General features: G+C 58.9%; 13 protein-coding genes. 7 read left to right on the top strand and 6 right to left on the bottom strand.

What is annotated here, in order from left to right; translation table 11 throughout:
• Window position 1 precedes the first annotated feature (1 nt).
• Window positions 2-3,139, top strand: coding sequence for an efflux RND transporter permease subunit (locus AC2FD8_RS09590; RefSeq protein ID WP_496855680.1), 3,138 nt, complete (start codon window positions 2-4; stop codon window positions 3,137-3,139).
• Between the two features lie 36 nt (window positions 3,140-3,175).
• Here AC2FD8_RS09590 and glpD read toward each other — a convergent pair whose 3' ends face one another.
• Window positions 3,176-4,765 carry a glycerol-3-phosphate dehydrogenase gene (gene glpD / locus AC2FD8_RS09585; protein ID WP_496855679.1) on the bottom strand — a complete coding sequence of 530 codons (1,590 nt, stop codon included), beginning with the start codon at window positions 4,763-4,765 and terminating at the stop codon, window positions 3,176-3,178.
• Between the two features lie 179 nt (window positions 4,766-4,944).
• Here glpD and AC2FD8_RS09580 point away from each other — a divergent pair, with 179 nt between their 5' ends.
• The 4 genes from AC2FD8_RS09580 (at window position 4,945) to AC2FD8_RS09565 (ending at window position 8,915) form a co-directional block, all read left to right on the top strand.
• Window positions 4,945-5,709 carry a DeoR/GlpR family DNA-binding transcription regulator gene (locus tag AC2FD8_RS09580; protein ID WP_496855678.1) on the top strand — a complete coding sequence of 255 codons (765 nt, stop codon included), beginning with the start codon at window positions 4,945-4,947 and terminating at the stop codon, window positions 5,707-5,709.
• Window positions 5,710-5,784: 75 nt separating this feature from the next.
• Window positions 5,785-6,174: a DUF3302 domain-containing protein gene (locus AC2FD8_RS09575; protein ID WP_496855677.1), complete on the top strand. Its 390-nt coding sequence runs from the start codon at window positions 5,785-5,787 to the stop codon at window positions 6,172-6,174.
• Window positions 6,175-6,195: 21 nt separating this feature from the next.
• On the top strand, window positions 6,196-7,341 hold the full coding sequence (locus AC2FD8_RS09570) for an HlyD family secretion protein (protein WP_496855676.1): 1,146 nt from the start codon (window positions 6,196-6,198) through the stop codon (window positions 7,339-7,341).
• An 11-nt stretch (window positions 7,342-7,352) separates the two neighbouring features.
• Complete coding sequence (locus AC2FD8_RS09565; protein WP_496855675.1) at window positions 7,353-8,915, top strand: efflux transporter outer membrane subunit; 1,563 nt, start codon at window positions 7,353-7,355, stop codon at window positions 8,913-8,915.
• Window positions 8,916-9,019: 104 nt separating this feature from the next.
• Here the strand turns inward: AC2FD8_RS09565 and mprF are convergent, their stop codons facing one another.
• Together mprF and AC2FD8_RS09555 are read right to left on the bottom strand one after the other, a co-directional pair.
• On the bottom strand, window positions 9,020-11,623 hold the full coding sequence (gene mprF, locus AC2FD8_RS09560; RefSeq protein ID WP_496855674.1) for a bifunctional lysylphosphatidylglycerol flippase/synthetase MprF: 2,604 nt from the start codon (window positions 11,621-11,623) through the stop codon (window positions 9,020-9,022).
• A gap of 87 nt (window positions 11,624-11,710) precedes the next feature.
• The gene (locus AC2FD8_RS09555) at window positions 11,711-12,139 is read right to left on the bottom strand and encodes an Lrp/AsnC family transcriptional regulator (RefSeq protein ID WP_496855673.1); all 429 of its coding nucleotides are present in this window, start codon (window positions 12,137-12,139) and stop codon (window positions 11,711-11,713) included.
• 87 nt (window positions 12,140-12,226) lie between these two features.
• Here AC2FD8_RS09555 and rocF point away from each other — a divergent pair, with 87 nt between their 5' ends.
• On the top strand, window positions 12,227-13,147 hold the full coding sequence (rocF, locus tag AC2FD8_RS09550) for an arginase (protein ID WP_496855672.1): 921 nt from the start codon (window positions 12,227-12,229) through the stop codon (window positions 13,145-13,147).
• Window positions 13,147-14,190 carry an ornithine cyclodeaminase gene (gene ocd / locus AC2FD8_RS09545; protein WP_496855671.1) on the top strand — a complete coding sequence of 348 codons (1,044 nt, stop codon included), beginning with the start codon at window positions 13,147-13,149 and terminating at the stop codon, window positions 14,188-14,190. Before rocF ends, ocd begins: the two co-directional genes overlap by 1 nt.
• 261 nt (window positions 14,191-14,451) lie before the next feature.
• Here the strand turns inward: ocd and AC2FD8_RS09540 are convergent, their stop codons facing one another.
• From AC2FD8_RS09540 to dctP, 3 genes are read right to left on the bottom strand one after another with little or no spacing between them, the layout of a single operon-like run.
• Window positions 14,452-15,855, bottom strand: a complete 1,404-nt coding sequence (locus tag AC2FD8_RS09540; protein ID WP_496855670.1) for a TRAP transporter large permease — start codon at window positions 15,853-15,855, stop codon at window positions 14,452-14,454.
• A 3-nt stretch (window positions 15,856-15,858) separates the two neighbouring features.
• Window positions 15,859-16,488 (bottom strand): TRAP transporter small permease subunit, encoded by a 630-nt coding sequence (locus tag AC2FD8_RS09535; RefSeq protein ID WP_496855669.1) that lies wholly within the window; start codon window positions 16,486-16,488, stop codon window positions 15,859-15,861.
• 58 nt (window positions 16,489-16,546) lie between these two features.
• Complete coding sequence (dctP, locus tag AC2FD8_RS09530) at window positions 16,547-17,563, bottom strand: TRAP transporter substrate-binding protein DctP (RefSeq protein WP_496855668.1); 1,017 nt, start codon at window positions 17,561-17,563, stop codon at window positions 16,547-16,549.
• Between the last annotated feature and the right edge of the window lie 251 nt (window positions 17,564-17,814).

The raw sequence follows: 17,814 nt of genomic DNA, 5'->3' as shown, positions 1-17,814 counted from the left end.
CATGTTCTCAGCCCTGTTCATCAGCCGGCCCAAGCTGGCCCTTGTCATTTCTCTCGTCCTGACGATCATGGGCGGCATCGGCTATATGGTTCTGCCCGTCGCCCAGTTCCCGGACATCACCCCTCCGGTCGTCAGCGTCTCGACCACCTATACCGGAGCGAATGCCGAGACCGTGGAAAACACCGTTGCCGCGCCCATTGAGGCGCAGGTAAACGGTGTAGACGACATGATCTACATGACGTCGACCTCATCCGATAACGGCTCGTATTCGTTGAACATTACGTTTGAGGTCGGCACTGACCCGGATATCGCCTCGGTCAACGTTCAGAACCGCGTGGCGCAGGCCATGTCGTCGCTGCCATCCGAGGTGACCTCATCCGGCGTGGTGACGCAGAAGGCGTCGACAAACATGCTGTTGCTGGTCACGCTGACCTCGCCCAATGGCACATATGACAGTGTGTTTTTGTCCAACTATGCCTCGATCAACCTGAAAGACGCCTTGGCGCGAGTTCAGGGTGTGGGAAAGGCGGATGTTCTGACAAATCTGGAATACGCCATGCGGATCTGGATGGATCCCGACAAGATGGCTGCGCTGTCGATCACGCCCGGCGATGTGATCAATGCCATACGCGAACAGAATATCGAGGTCTCTGCAGGCTCCATCGGCGCGCCTCCGGTGCCAGAGGGGCAGACCTTTCAATACACAATCAAAACCAAAGGTCGCCTGACCTCGGCGGAAGAGTTCAGCGACATCGTCATTCGCACGGGTGACGCGGGCTCCATCGTGCGCGTCCGCGACATCGCGCGCGTCGAGCTGGGTGCGCAGTTCTATGCGGCATCCGGCTTTTTTCAGGCCGTTCCTGCTACGGTGATCGGCATCTATCAGGCCCCCGGCGCCAACGCGCTGGCTGTGTCCGAGCGGGTGCAGGCCGAGCTTGACCGCCTGTCCCGATCCTTCCCAACAGACGTAGAGTTCGAAGTCCCCTTCAACACCACCGACTTCGTCGAGGCCTCGCTGAACGACGTGGTCTCAACCCTGATCCTGACCTTCATTCTGGTGATCTCGGTCGTGTTTGTATTCCTGGGCAGTTGGCGGGCGACGATCATTCCGGCGGTGGCGATCCCGGTCTCATTGATCGGGACATTCGCCTTTCTGCTGGCCTTTGGAATGTCGCTCAACACGATCTCTCTGTTCGCCTTGGTTCTGGCCATCGGGATCGTGGTGGATGACGCCATCGTCGTCGTCGAAAACGTCGAGCGGATCATCGCGGATGAGGGGCTCCCCCCCGCCGAGGCGACCCGCAAGGCGATGGGCCAGATCACCGGTCCCGTCATCGCAACAACACTGGTTCTGTTGGCCGTGTTCGTGCCGGTGACCTTCATGCCCGGCATCTCGGGCAGGCTTTATTCGCAGTTTGCTGTGACCATTTCGACGGCGGTTGTGATCTCATCCATCAACGCTCTGACCCTGTCGCCTGCCCTGTGTGGTCTGGTTCTGCGCGCACGCTCTGGCCCGCCCAAAGGGCTGCTGGCGCTGTTCGAAGGTCTAATCGGAACCGTCCGAAACGGCTATGTCGCCATCGTGCGCAAATTGCTGATCCTGCCGATTGTCGCGCTGGGTGTGATTGTCGCTTTGGGAATGGGAACCGGGACGATCATGTCCAACACCTCCAGCGGGTTTATCCCGCTTGAGGACAACGGCTATCTGTTCGTGGATATCCAGCTGCCCGATGCGGCAACGTTGGAGCGGACCGAGACGATCTCGGCCCGTGTGGACGACCAGATCCGCGAAATACCGGGCGTTGCCAGCACCGTTCTGATCAACGGATTCTCGCTGTTGAACGGCACCACGACCAACGGCGCGGCGATCTTCGTCAACCTCGACAACTGGGCCGACCGGCAAGAGGACGACCTGAGCGCCAACGCTATCCTCGCCAAGGTGCTTGCGATTGCGAACGGGGAATCCGCGGCCTCGATCGTGGCCTTCAACCCGCCGCCCATTCAGGGCCTTGGCATGTCGGCCGGTGTCGAGATGGAGGTGCAGCAGACCGGAGGTGGCACTCCTCAGGATCTGGCTTCGGCTGTCGGCTCGTTCGTTTACGCAGCAAACCAGCGGCCCGAGATCGGCCAGTCCTATACGACCTTCCGCGCCAACGTTCCGCAGTTGTTCGTTGATCTGGATCGGGAGAAGGCCAAGACCCTGCAAGTCTCGGTCGCCGAGATTTTCCAGACAATGCAGGCGCAGTTGGGGTCTTACTACGTGAACGACTTCAACCTGTTCGGTCGCGTTTACCGCGTGATGATTCAGGCAGATGGCACGTATCGCGACAATGTCGAGGATATCTCGAACCTCTATGTCCGTTCGCAACAGGGTGAGATGGTTCCTCTGGGCACGTTGATTGACGTCGAAAACGTGTTGGGACCGGTCTTGCTGAAGCGGCACAATCTGTTCCGGTCGGCAACAGTGACGGCGGTGCCCGCTCCGGGCCTGTCCACGGGTGACGCGATCAATGTGATGACCGAGGAATCGGCAACCGCCCTGCCCCCCGGCTATGCATTCGAATGGACCGGGACGGCGCAGCAGCAGTTGGCTTCGGGCGGTCTGGTCATCGTAATCCTTGGGCTGGCGATCCTGTTTGGCTATCTGTTCCTTGTTGGCCAATATGAAAGCTGGACCTTGCCGGTGTCGATCCTGCTGTCCGTGGTTGTGGCCCTCTTCGGAGCGGTGGCGGCGGTCGCGATCGTGGGCAGTGACATCAACCTCTATACGCAGATCGGGATGATCATGCTGGTGGGGCTTGCCTCAAAGAACGGCATTCTGATCGTCGAGTTCGCCATGGAGCAGCGCGCCAAAGGCCTGTCAGTCAAGGACGCCGCAGCCGAGGCCGCCTATCAGCGTTTCCGGGCCGTGATGATGACGGCGCTGTCCTTCTTGCTGGGGGTTGTTCCGCTGCTGGCCGCCAATGGCGCGGGTGCGGCAAGCCAGAAGGCCATCGGTGTTGCCGTGTTCGGCGGCATGCTAGCCGCCACGCTGGTCGGTGTAGTCCTTGTGCCAGTCCTCTACGCCGTGATGCAGGGGCTGCGGGAACGGATCAAGGGCAGCAAAAATGATCCCGGCCCGTCCGAGGAAACCGCCTAAGAAAAAGCCCCGCCAAATCGGCGGGGCTTTTTGTTTTCACGCTGTGTCGTCCGTTTTCAACCGCTCTGACATCCACTGATCAATGCGCGCGACCTGGTCAGCACTCAAACGCAGCCCAAGTTTGTTGCGACGCCAGACCACGTCCTCGGCACTGCGGGCATATTCCTTGTCCATCAGCCATTTGAGTTCTCGCGCGGTGAGGGTCGCGCCGAAGTCTTCACCCAAATCAGCGACGTCTTTTGCGTCTCCCAACATCGTACGCGCCTCGGTCCCGTATGCGCGGATCAGACGAGCGGCCCAATTCTCAGTGAGGAACGGATAGTCCTGGATCAACGTCTGCCTAAGGTCCTGCACGCCATCGACAGGAAAGTCTCCACCGGGCAAAGCCACGCCTGCTGTCCAGGGTCCGGGCAGGTTCGGGAAATGCTCGGCGACCTTCTCAAGCGCGCTTTCCGCCAGACGACGGTAGGTCGTGATCTTGCCTCCGAACACGTTCAAAACAGGCGCCCCGCCCTGCGCGTCGACCTTCAAGGTATAATCCCGCGTCGCCGCCGTCGCATTGCTGGCCCCATCATCATAGAGCGGTCGCACGCCGGAATAGGTCCAGACGATATCGTCTTGCGTCACCGGTTTCTTGAAATACTTGGTTGCGAACTGGCACAGGTAGGTCTGCTCGGCCTCGGTGCAGACCGGAGGGTCGGAGGGGTCAGAATGGTCCTGATCCGTGGTCCCGATCAGGGTAAAATCCTGCTCATAGGGAATGGCAAAGATGATGCGGCCATCTTCGCCTTGGAAGAAATAGCACTTGTCGTGATCGAACAGCTTCTTTGTCACGATATGACTGCCACGCACCAGACGAACCCCCTCGCGCGAGTTCACCCTGATCTTGGTTTGGATGATGTCCCCTACCCAAGGGCCGCCTGCATTGATCAGCATTCTTGCACGGACCAGTTGGCTTTCCCCGGTCGCCCGGTCGCGGATAGTGACATGCCACAGATCATCGACACGCTCGGCCGAGACAACTTCGGTCCGCACCATGATCCGCGCACCACGGGATTCGGCATCGCGCGCATTCAGAACCACCAGCCGCGCATCTTCGATCCAGCAGTCCGAGTATTCATAGGCGGTCTCGAACTTGCCCTGCAAAGGACCACCTTCCGGAGCGCTGCGCAGGTCCAGCGATTGCGTTCCCGGCAGGATTTTGCGCCCCCCAAGGTTGTCATACATGAACAGGCCCAGACGGATCAGCCACGCGGGGCGACGCCCGCGCATCCACGGCATGACGGTGCTGAGCAGCTTTGATGTCGGCGTCTCGGAATCAAAGCGCATGTCCTTGTGATAGGGCAGCACAAAGCGCATCGGCCAACTGATATGTGGCATGGCGCGCAGCAGCGTCTCACGCTCGATCAACGCCTCGCGCACCAGCCGGATCTCAAAATACTCCAGATAGCGCAGCCCGCCGTGGAACAGTTTGGTCGAGGCTGACGATGTTGCCGATGCAAGATCATTCATCTCGGCCAGGGTGACAGACAGGCCCCGGCCCGCCGCATCCCGCGCGATGCCGCATCCGTTGATCCCACCGCCGATGATGAACAGGTCGCTGATCTGATCGTCCGTCGCTTGCATGGCTTGTGATTCCCTATCCAATCTGGTTGCGCGCATTAATCAGCACTGCATTCGTACAATCAATGTTTATGTTCGTTTATTTTCGCTTTGCAACACAACTATGAAAATTCTGCATGGCCGCTTGCTTATTTTGACCAAAGGAAGAAAAACGAAAGCAGCTCACTTGAATGGGACCCAACATGTCGCTCTCTTTTCGCCAATCCGACATTCTTGAGATCGCCAGCACCGAGGGCCGTGTTACTGTTGACGGTCTGGCCGAGCGGTTTGGCGTGACGGTCCAGACAATCCGCCGGGACCTGTCCGAGCTGGCAGATGCCGGCAAGCTGGACCGCGTCCATGGCGGGGCTGTCCTGCGTTCCGGCGTCTCCAACATCGGGTATGAGGATCGCCGCACCCTGAATGCAGACGCCAAGGTCAGAATGGCGAAAGCCTGCGCCAATGACATTCCGGACGGCGCGTCGGTCTTCATGAATATCGGCACCTCAACCGAGGCCGTGGCCCGGCAGATGCTGAACCACAAGGACCTGATGGTGGTAACGAACAACATGAACGTCGCCAATATTCTGGTCGAAAACCCCGATTGCGAGATTGTCGTGGCAGGCGGTGTCCTGCGCCGCTCGGACGGAGGGTTGGTGGGCAATCTGACCGTCTCGACCATCCGTCAGTTCAAGTTTGACTATGCGGTGATCGGCTGTTCCGCGCTGGACCCCGATGGTGATCTGCTGGATTTCGACTTTCAGGAAATCCATGTCAGCCAGACGATCATCGCGCAGGCCCGACGCACGCTGCTGGTGGCCGATCACTCAAAATTCCAGCGCCTTGCCCCTGCGCGCATCACCTCGCTGGCCGAGATTGATGGCTTCTACACCGATCAGCCGCTTACGCCCGACCTCTCGGCAAAATGTAATGAATGGGGCACGGGTCTGATCGTCTGTCCTGACTGATCCGCACTGCCTCGGGTTCGAAAAAGCTAGGTCCCAACACAAAGTCATTGACGAGACAGGGGCCGACGTCTGAGGATGAGACAACCTTCCCAACAAGAGGCATCGAGCATGGGACTTTTGGGGCAGCCGCTGGGCTACTACGACTATCTGACATTCGTGGCACTGATCCTGCTTCTGGCTGCCGTGATGGGACTGTTTCTATTCATCATGGGCCTACCCGGACGGATCGCGATCAAGCGCAATCATCCGCATGCCGAGGCCGTCAAGATCATGGGATGGATGGGTTTTCTGGCCGTCGTCCCGTGGGTTCATGCCTTTATGTGGGCCTTCCACGACGGCGTGACCGTCGATATCCGCCGCGGCCCGGATGAGGAAAAAGACGCCATCCGCAAAGACATTGAACGCTTGGGCGGCACTGTCAAAGAAGAATATGCGGCTACACCTGACGAGACGCAGAAAAGCTAAGGCCAAAGGAAACACTCAGACATGTTCGTCGCCCTCGGCATATCGCTGTTCTACATCATTTTCGTCTGGTTCATCTTCTTCAAGATGGAATGGCTCAAGTTCAACATCGCCTGGGGGATTGTCTCGTTCTGGGTTGGCGCGCATTTGCTGCTGATCTTCCTTGTCGCGCTGCGCTTTTTTCAGCCCTTCTCGGTCGACAGCCATGTGGTGCGGTCCACCATTCAGATCGTGCCGAAGCTGACGCAGCCGACGATTCTGACCGAAGTTCTGGTCGAGCCGAACACACAAATCACCAAGGGCGATCCGCTCTATCGCTTTGACGATACCGTCTTTTCTCTGGCCGTCGACAATGCCAAGGCACAGCTGGTTGCCGCCGAGCAGAATGCCAAAATTCTGGAACAGGACGTCATTGCCAAAACCGAAGCCGTCGAGCGCGCCAATGCACAACTGGCCTACGCGCTGACCGAACAGGCGCGGTACGAAAACCTCGTCCCCGCAGGCGGCGCCCGTCAGGATGAGCTGGATCGCTGGAATGAACAGGTGACCGAGGATACCGCCTCGGTCAAACAGGCCGAAGCCAATCTTGAGAAAGCAAAACTGGCGCAGGCCTCGCAGATTGACGGCGTGAACACCGGCATCCTGCAAGCGCAGGCGCAACTGTCCGAAGCCGAGTACTTTCTGGAAAACACCACGATCTACGCGCCCGAGAATGGCATGATCGTCTCGCAACAGGCACGTCCGGGTTTGGTGGTGGGTGACATTCGTCTGGGTGCGATTGCCAGTTTCGTCACCGAAGACAGCCCCTATCTTCTGGCCACTTTCCGCCAGCAGAACCTGAAATTTGTCGAGGTCGGCCAAGAGGTTGAGGTCGCCTTGGACCTCTATCCCGGTGAAATCCTGCCCGGCAAGGTCGAGGCGATCTGGTGGGCCACCCGTCAGGGGCAGTATTTGCCCTCAGGCCGCCTGCCCGGTTTTGAGCTGCCCAAGCTCCCCGGTCGGATCGCGGTTCAGATCACCGTCGATCTGCCGGAAGAGCACATCCTGCCCGCAGGCGGTCATGCCGCTGTGGCGATCTACACCGGTCAGGGCAAAAGCTTTGAGTTTCTGCGGCGCATCAATATCCGCCTGTATTCCTTCGCCAATTTCATCCGACCGCTGGACATTTGAGGACGCGCATCATGACACGGGCCACCCCCTTTCGACACTTGATGGGAACAGCCCTGTGTGCCGCGTTTCTGACGGCCTGCGCGCCGGTTGGCCCTGATTTCGTGCGCCCGAACTCTCCGGTCGTGAAACAGTGGATCGAGGTGAACAGCCCCAGCACCGGGCAAAGCGGCCTGACCTCACGCAGCGCGCCGGTTGTGAAATGGTGGGAGACGTTCAATGACCCCACTCTCAACAAGCTGATCGCCGAGGCCTATGCCCAGAACCTGTCTTTGCAGGTCGCTGGCGCGCGGGTTCTGCAAGCGCGGGCACAACTGGGCATCGCCTTTGGCGAGTTGTATCCGCAATCGCAGGTCCTCGGGGCCTCGACCGAACGGCGACAAATCAGCGACAACCTTGGGCCCATTGCCGATATCAACCGGATCATTCCTCTCGATACCGAATTCTCGACCTCTCAGGCCGGGTTTGATGCGCAGTGGGAATTGGACGTCTGGGGTGCGCAGCGGCGCGGTGTTCAGGCGGCGCGGTCGAACTTGGCGTTGCAGGTGGCGAACTATGACGACGCGCTGGTGACGCTGACGGGTGATGTCGCAGCGCTCTACGTTAACATCCGCGCCTTGCAGGAGTCTCTGGGCGTTGCGCGTGAAAACATCAAACTACAGCAGGAATCGGCAGACCTGACCCAATTGAGGTTCAACAACGGTATCACGACCGAGTTGGACGTGCAGGAATCGACGGCTCTGCTGAACAACACCAAGGCCCTCGTGCCCGAGCTTGAGAGCGATCTGCAGCAAACCAAGAACGCTCTGGCCGTATTGCTGGGGACCACCCCGTCGCGCATGTCCAGCCTTCTGGGCAATTCCGGTCGCATCCCCTCGGCCCGGTCCAATGTGGCCGTCGGTGTCCCGGCTGAGCTGCTGCGCCGTCGTCCGGACGTGAGAGCCGCCGAGCTGGCCGCAGCCACGCAATCGGCCGAGGTCGGCATTGCCATGGCGGATCTCTATCCGCAGTTCATTCTGTCTGGCTCGGTCGGGTTGCAGGCCTCGGGCGGGCGGAACCTGTTCAGCTCGAACAGCACCACGGGCCTTGCCAGCGCGGGGGTCGTATGGAACGTGCTGAACTATGGCCGCATCAAAAACAATGTGCGGGCACAGGATGCCGCCTATCAGGCGCTGATCGCCAACTATCAGAACACCGTTCTGACCGCTTATTCCGAGGTCGAAAGCGCCATGGTCGCCTATGCGCAGGCGCGCAAGCAGGTCGGGTTCTACCAGCAAAGCGTCGATGCCTCGCGCAAAGCGGCGGACATCGCCGTCAATCAATACACCGACGGGATCGCCGACTATTCCCGCATTTTGAACACACAGACCGCGCTGCTACGGTCTCAGGCCAATCTGATCGAAGCGCGGCAGCAGGTCTCCAGCAATCTCGTCGCCGTTTACAAAGGCCTCGGAGGCGGTTGGCAAATTCGCGAGAACAGAGAGTTTCTGCCCGAAACCGTTCTGGCCGAGATGGCCTATCGTACCGATTGGGGCGACCTGCTGCAGGAAACACCAACCCGCGCCAGCTTGAACTAGAGCGTTTCGGGTTTCACTTAAATCAATGGGCGACGCCAATGTCCCGAGAACGCCGGAGGCATGGCAGGGTATTGGCGTCTCTAACTAAACCCGAAATGCTCGCGCTATTTGGTCAGGCCCCGCAGGCCGCCCGAGATCAGGATGTTTACCTCATAGAGGATACGCGGTGCGGCAAGCCCTCCGGGACTTGCCAAATAGTTCGGGCTCCATTCCGGATCGAACTTTTGTTTGAACGCGCGCAGCCCCTCGAAGTGATAGAATTGCTCACCATGTTCATAGACGAACCCACCGATCCGGTTCCAAAGGGACGCAAGCTGACGGTTCTCGATCCCTGAGAACGGCGCTGCGCCAAGTGAGAACCAATGGAACCCCTGCTCAGCCCCCCAGGACATCATCTCGGCGAACAAGGCATCCATCACGAAGCTGGGGCTGTCCGGTTCGTACCGCATCAGATCCAGAGAAAGCTCGGACTTATTGCCACCTTGAAACAGGTTGGCAAAGGCCATGATCTGACCGGTTTCTCCGTTCCGCAACACGGCGTGATCGAAGTAGGACAGGTAGTCATCATCAAATCCACCCAAGGCGAAGCCTTTCTCGGCCCCTGCTTTTTGCTCAAGCCAGTGATCGGAAATCGCCCTCAGCTCCGGCAGAACGGGCGCAAGGTCTTCCTTTGGAATGATCTCGAACACATAGCCTTCCCGCTCGGCCCGGTTCTTGGCCTGACGGAAGCGCTTGCGGGATTTGCCGTCTAGCGAGAAGTCTTTCAGCGGCACGCGCGCGACCTCTCCGATCTTCAGGATCGACAGGCCGAGGTCCAGAAAGGTCGGCAGGTACTTGGTCGAGACGCTGTAAAAGGCGCAAAGCTTACCCTCTCGATCCGCCATTTCGCGCAGTTGCCAGACCAGTTGCTTGCCCGCCGCTTCATCGCCCACAGGCTCACCTTTTGAAATGATGGCATTGCCCGTGTCGGCATAAGCGATGAACGCGGATTCGTCCGGTGCGATCAGGAATTGCTTGTCACCGGTCAGAGAAATCTGAGCTTCGGTATCTTCGTTCTCCATCACCAGCTTTTCGACGCATTCGGGGATTTCGGTCCGCACAGGCACCGGGATTTCACGTCCGAACAAGGACGTAACGGCCACAATCTCGAGGATGACCGCCACCACGAGGCTGGAGCGCAGGAAGCGGGAGGCATCGCCGTTCCAAGCAAACTCCCACCACAAGGCATTCTGGTATTGCACGTGGGAATAGGCGAACAGGCCGATCCAGAAAATGACAGCGAGCAGCGCCATAACGCTGACCAGCCAAGGGATATTCAACCGGAAGATCGACGCGCCGCTGACGCGGTAGAACGCTCCGCGAAACAGCGCCAAAACGGCGATCGTGGCCAACATGCCGAACGCCTCATGCGTATCCAAACCCTTGGCCAGAGACGCGGCGAAGCCCGCGACCATCAGCAACATCGCGACCACCCACGCGCGGTAGAGCTTGCGGAAAAGCCCGCGCGACACCAAAAGCAGCAGAACGCCCACGGCGCTGCCGACCAGATGCGAGGCCTCGACAAAAGACAGGGGCAAAACCTCGCGCAACGCGCCGAGGCTTTTGCTGTCGGTCGGCAACGCGCCCGAGACCAGCAGTATGATGCCAGCCACTGCAGTCACCCCCGCAGCAACCATCGGCACAATGGGACGGATGGCGCGGTACACCCATGTCCCCGCCCCGACAATCCGATGGCGCTGCGTCAGCGCCGAGGCAACGGCGATGGACAGGCTGGCAATAACGAACGGCAGAAACGTGTATACGACACGGTAAAGCAGCAGCGCCGCAATGACATCCGATCGACCCGAGGCCCCCAGCCCCGCAATCAACGTCGCCTCAAACACGCCGATACCACCCGGCGCGTGGCTGACAATCCCAACGGCAATCGCGGCGATGAAGATGGTGAAGAAATATGGGTACCCAACCCCCAGATCGTCCGGCATCAGCACGTAAAGGACCATGGAAGCCCCTGCCAAATCGCCAATCGCCGCCAGCGTCAGACATGAGGCCAGCTTCCCGCCGGGCAGTTGGAAACCAATCCCCAGAACCTCCAGCCGACGCCCACTGGTGGAGAGCCAGACAAAAACCGCTACCAGCGCGCTAAGCAGCCCTAGCCCGATGACTGTCTCAACCGTTGCGCTGATCGGCAGCGCATTTGAGATACCGTCGGGATGAAAGGTCAAAAGCAGACCCAGGATCAGAACCAACCCCATCCAGAACGCAACCCAGGACGTGGCGATGACCCCGGCGACACGGCTCAGATCAAGGCCCAGAGAGGCATAGATGCGGTACCGGATGGCCGTTCCGGTGATATAGGAAAAGCCCAGACAGTTGGACACCGCATAGCCGCTGGCTCCGGCCATCCCGGCGACCGGCAGAGGGACCTCGCCGTCTGCCACGCTTTGAACTGCGAAGACATCGTATAGAGACAGCGAAAAGAAACTGACCGCCGTCCAACACAGAGCAAAAAACAACACACGCCAGGACGTATCCGAGATGTCCGACTGCACATCTGCCCATTTCACATGAGAAGACAGCTCATGCAGAACCGTCAGAGCAATCAGGGTGACAAAGATCGGGATGGCGATGCGGACCCATGGCTTCTCAAGGAATGCGGTGATCTTTTCGGCCAATTGCACGGCCCGTGGTTCGTGCTGCTGAGTGGTCATCTTCGATCAATCCTGCCTGTATCCCCGCCGACTGTGGCACAGTTTCCTTGGCACACAAAGCGTGACGGCCCGTTTCACGCAGCGTTTTCAGAACCTTCCCTTGCGCGTGGACAGCAGAAGGTTTGTCTCGGACCGGGTGATCCCTTCCATACGGCGGATCTGGAACAAGACCTCATCGAGTTCGGCCAACGTGTCTGTACCGATCTCGGCGATCAGGTCCCAGCTTCCATTTGTAGAATGCACCGCGCGCACCTGCCGTAGCGCTCCGATCCGGGCCATTGTGCGTTCGGTCCCTCGCCCTTCAATCTCAAGCATCATCAGGCCGCGGACCGGGCTTTGCGCTACATCGCGCTTGGTCTGAACGGTAAAGCCCACGATCTCGCCCGATTGTTTGAGGCGCTGCAGCCGACTGCGCACAGTCGTGCGCGTGACGCCAAGCATCTCGGCCAACTCAGACAGCGACGCCCTTGCATCCCGGTGCAACGCGCTGAGCAACCTGTTATCCAAATCGTCCATCAACAACTTCCTTTTCGGATATTCATCTTTCTTATTGAGCAATTTGCCCTCTTCACGCAAGACAGATCGTCACGTTACATGAAGCATATGGATACAAAGAACATAGTTTTGGTTGGTGCCCCCATGGACGCTGGTAAGCGTCGGCAGGGGTGCAGAATGGGGCCGGATGCCTACCGCGTGGCCGGGCTGGATCGCGCGCTTGCGGATCTTGGCCATACGGTGATCGACTACGGAGATGCCGCCCCGGATGCGGTAGAGACACCGGACCACCCCCATCTTTTCGCCCTGCCCGAGTGCATCGGTTGGACGCAGGCTCTGGCCCGGGTCGCTACCGAAGTCGCGCCCCAAGGTGTGCCAATCTTCATGGGCGGCGATCATGCTTTGTCGATGGGAACCGTGGCCGGAATGGCGGATCATGCACAGCGTATCGACCGACCTCTGTTCGTTCTGTGGCTAGACGCCCATAGCGATTTTCACACCCCCGGCAGTACCGACAGCGGCAACCTGCATGGAACACCCGTCGCCTACTTCACCGGTCAACCCGGGTTCGAAGACTTTCCACCCTTGCCTGCCGTAGTTCCAACCAATCGCGTTGGGATGATCGGGTTGCGTTCGGTCGACCCCGCTGAGCGCGCTTCGCTTGAGAAGAACCACGCGATGCTGGCTGACATGCGCAGCATTGACGAACATGGGATCAAAGCCCCGCTTATGGCCTTTCTGGACCGCGTGAGCGCCGAGAACGGCATCCTTCACGTCTCATTGGATGTCGACTTCCTCGACCCCGCGATCGCGCCCGCCGTTGGGACAACCGTACCCGGAGGGGCCACCGAACGCGAAGCCCATCTGGTCATGGAGCTTTTGCATGAAAGCGGGCTGGTCTGCTCCCTTGATCTGGTCGAGTTGAACCCCTTTCTGGATGAACGCGGACGCACCGCAAAACTCATGGTCGACCTGGCCGCGTCCCTGATGGGGCGCCGGATCTTTGACCGCCCCACTCGGAGTTTCTGATGACTGCACCTTCTGACAAGGCCCTGGTGCCCTTTGTTTCCGTCGATAACATGATGCGGCTGGTTCACCATGTCGGCGTCGAAAAGATGATCATAAGGATCGCCGAGCAGATCGAGGCCGATTTCAAACGCTGGGAAAGCTTCGACAAGACCCCTCGGATTCCCGCGCATTCCCCGCATGGCGTAATCGAACTGATGCCCACTTCGGATGGAGAGGCATATGGCTTCAAATACGTCAACGGACACCCCAAGAACACGTCCGAGGGGCTGCAGACAGTAACGGCCTTTGGGCTGCTCGCGGATGTCTATACGGGCTACCCGACCCTTCTGACCGAGATGACCATCCTGACCGCCCTACGGACGGCGGCGACATCGGCTTTGGTCGGTCGCTATCTCGCCCCTAAGGGTGCGACCACAATGGCCATGATCGGCAATGGCGCGCAGTCCGAGTTCCAATGCCTGGCCTTCAAGGCCATTTGCGGAATCAGCACGGTGCGGCTTTATGATACAGACCCGGACGCCACCGCCAAATGCGCTGCCAACCTGCAAGGCAAAGGCCTGAACGTAGTGCCCTGCAAAACCGCCGAAGAGGCGATAGAGGGCGCACAGATCATCACCACCTGCACCGCCGACAAGAAATACGCCACGATCCTGACCGACAACATGGTCGGCCCTGGCGTCCACATAAATGCCATCGGAGGCGACTGCCCCGGCAAGACCGAACTGCACCGCGACATCCTTCTGCGTTCGGAGATTTTCGTGGAATACCCCGAGCAGACCCGGATCGAAGGTGAAATTCAGGCTTTGGATGATGACCACCCCGTCACTGAATTGTGGCAGGTCATGACTGGTCAGGCACACGGTCGGACGGATGAAAAACAGATTACACTCTTCGACAGCGTAGGCTTCGCCATCGAGGACTTCTCTGCTCTGCGCGTCATCAAGAGTGCGGTTGCAGAGACTAACTTCTTCGAACCCCTGGATATGTTGGCCGACCCTGACGATCCCCGCGATCTGTTTGGGATGCTTATGCGGGCGGGTTAATCCTTTCTCAATCTTACGCCAGATCCATGTCGTAACGGGGGCTCTGCCCCCGCCGCCCGTTCCGGGCGACTCCCCCGGGATATTTTTGGCCAGATGAAGAAACGGATCGTTAACCCAGGTTTGGCATTCTGCTTTTGCGGTACAGGCGGGGACGCCGATGACCGTGCCAGGTGAAGCTCTCTGACTTTGACGTTGGAGAGCGGATCCCTGCTTCATCTGGCTTAAAATACCTCGGAGCGCGAGGCAGCGCCTCGCACAATCCTAGCCTGCCAAAGACGGTAAGTAGAGAACGATGCCGGGAAACGCCACAAGCAGCGCAATGGTGGCCGCGTCTGCCAGGAAGAACGGGGTGACCCCCTTGAACACATCCTGAACACTCAGGTCTGGCCGGACCCCTGCAACAACAAAGCAGTTCAGACCAATGGGCGGCGTGATTAAGCAGAACTCGGCCATTTTCACCACTAGAATCCCAAACCAGATCGCGCACATCGGGCCGGACATGCCAAAGGCGCTTTCTGCGGCGCTGACGGCTTCTCCTCCGTTCAGGGCCATCACGGCGGGGTAGACGACTGGCAAGGTCAACAGCAACATCCCGATGGCATCCATGAACATGCCCAATACGGCATAGGCCAGAAGGATGCAGATCAGAATCAGCATCGGCGCCATCTCAAGCGAGGTGATCCAATCCGAAAAGGCACCCGGTAGATCCGCGAACCCCAGAAACCGCACGTAGATCAGCACCCCCCAGATGATCGAAAAAATCATGGCCGTCAGCTTGGCTGTCTCTAACAGAGCCGATTTGAACTCGGGCCAGCGCATGCCGTGAAACAGGGCGAAACAGAATACGATGAATGCGCCAATGGCTCCGCCCTCTGTCGGGGTACCCCAAGCCTGTTCACCGAATGGGTTGTAGACGAAACAGATGATAATCAGGATGACGGCCACGATCGGGATCGCCCCGGGCAGCGCCTGAAACCGCTGTTTCCAAGTGAATCCGGTGACCGGAGGGCCAACGGTTTTGAACACAACCGCGATGCCGACGATAAGCAGGCCGTAAATCACGGCCGAAAACGCTCCGGGAATGAAGCCGGCCAACAGCAACATTCCAACATCCTGTTCGACAATGATAGCATAGATCACAAGGATGGCGGATGGCGGGATCAGTGAGGCCAGCGTTCCACCGGCGGCTACGACACCTGCGGCGAAACGCTTGTTGTATCCAACGCTCAGCATTTCGGGAATTGCGATACGTGCAAACACGGCCGAGGTAGCAACCGATGCGCCCGAGACGGCGGCAAAACCTGCTGTGGCGAAGATAGTGGAAACCGCAAGCCCTCCGGGCACCCAGGCAATCCAGCGTTTGGCCGCTTCGAACAGCGCGCGCGTCAAGCCCGCGTAATAGGCAAGATATCCGATCAGGATAAAGGTCGGGATCAGACTGAGTGTATGCGAGGCAACTTTAGAATGAGGCACCTGCCCTGCGGTTTTGACGGCAACGGTGACAGCCTTGCCGAACCGGTCGGGATCGTATCCGAACTTGGCCCAGAATATCCAAACCAGGCCAAACAGACCGGCCAGACCCGCTGCGAAGGCCACCCGCATGCCAGTAACGACAAGGACCAGTAGACCCGCGGTCACCCAAAGGCCGATGTCTATCGTGTCCATGTGTTAGTCCTGCCCTTCGAACTGCTCGGCTTCGGCTGCGGCCTGGGCGGCTGCGTCTTGAAGCAAGGGCACCGCCACCGGCGCCTCAAGCCCCAGAAGAAACGCGCGACCGTAGCCCCAGATCTGCAGCACCAGTCGCAGTGACAAAACCGAGAACGCCACAGGGGCCAGCAGTTTGGTAGGCCAAAGCGGGATGCCAATGTCGATTGAGCTGTCGCGGCTCCACATTGGTGCGCCGAAATCAAAGGATCGGTCGAAATGAGACCAACTGCCCCAAACCAAAGCCAGCATCAGGACAAGAATCAAAACAACCGAGATCAGTTCGAACAACCACAGCGCCCGACCGTGCAGCCGAGAGATAACGATATCCATCCGAATATGGCCGCCATCGCGTTGCACATACGAAATGCCGAGAAAAGCGATCAGTGGCATCGCCTGTTCGATCCAGTCCACGTATCCCGGCAGTGGCGCGTTGAACGCGTTGCGGCCGCTGACCGAGACGACGGCCAGAACCATCAGCCCAAAAACCGCAATCCCGCTGATCAAGGCGAGAGCCCGCTCTGCCCTCAGCAAGTGCTGATCGATCTGGCTGAGGCGACTGCCATCCTCCAGCACCGTGGCTTGTCCCGCCATTCCGGTGATCCCCTTTGTCAAGAAAGGCCGGGCGCAAGGACACGCCCGGCTAAATCGATCAGTTGCCGCCGCGCTGTTGCGTCAGCGTGGTCTGAACCAGATCATAGAGGTCCTGCGCTGGCAGGCCCTGCGCGCTCATATCCGTAATCCACTGTTCGCGGATCGGATCGGCGGCCTTGGTGCGGAACTCGTCGATGACCGCATCGTCGATCATCACCTTCTGCACACCTTTTTCTTCCAGAACGCTGTCCCATTGCTCTAGCAGGCCACCATAGTTGGCCAGGTAATGCGCAATGGCCTCGTCAATAGAGCTGTCGAGCGCTTCGCGGTGTTCGGGTGACAGCGCTTCATACGCGTCGATATTCGCAACCACCGGGCAATTCACGGTGCCGGGGTTGAGGTTTGCAGTCCACCAATCCGCCTCATTGATTGTTCCAAAGGACAGGTGGGCGTGCTGCGCGAAGGCGACTGTATCGACCACACCCGATTCCATCGCGTTGAACGCCTCGGTCGCGGGGACCGAGGTTGGAACACCGCCAACGGCCTCGAACGCTTTGCCCAGACCACCTGTTGCGCGGACACGCATGCCCTCGAACGCGGCCAGATTGTCGCGCGGATCGCCAGTACCGACCAGATTGTATTGCGGCATCGGCGAAGTCATCAGAATGCGCGCGTTCCATTGCGCCATCTCTTCCGCCACCGCAGGGTGATCGTAGACGGCATGGCTGACGGCAACCTCTTCTTCCAGATTGTTCACGCCCAGAAAGGGCAGCTCCAGCACCGTGATCGCGCGGTTCTTGTCGCGGTGATAACCGGCACAGAACTGCGCGATCTCGAATGCGCCGATCTCGATGCCATCCAAATTCTCGCGCGGTTTGGATAGGCCGCCATAGCTGACATTGATCGTAAACTCTCCGCCGGTTTTTTCCGAAACCAGCTCGGCCAGTTTCTCGACATGTTCGGTAAAGGCGCGACGTTTACCCCAGACCGAGGCGTTCCATTCGGTGGCTGCGGCCTCGGACACGAAGGCAACGCCAAGGGCGGCGACGGCGGCACCGCTCAGCATCTTTTTCATATTTTATCTCCCTTTAATGCGCCCCCTCCCGAGGCGCTTGGCAAGATGCTAGCGCCAACATGTATATGTGCCAACCCCTACGATCCGATAGGTGAATTACAGACTGATCTTTTGAGGCTTCCTGTTTCACCACATAGGCGCGAACAACCATGCTTTTGCGCTCAAAGGTCGCGTCCAGCTCGTTACAATCATATATTTGTTTTTACACACTTTTTATCCTGTTTTGAGATTTTATTGACTCTCAGACTTCC

Source organism: Ruegeria sp. YTSC192, from assembly GCF_059609705.1.
The sequence above is the reverse complement of the archived record's forward strand: the minus strand, read 5'-3'. Positions and strand labels throughout refer to the sequence as shown.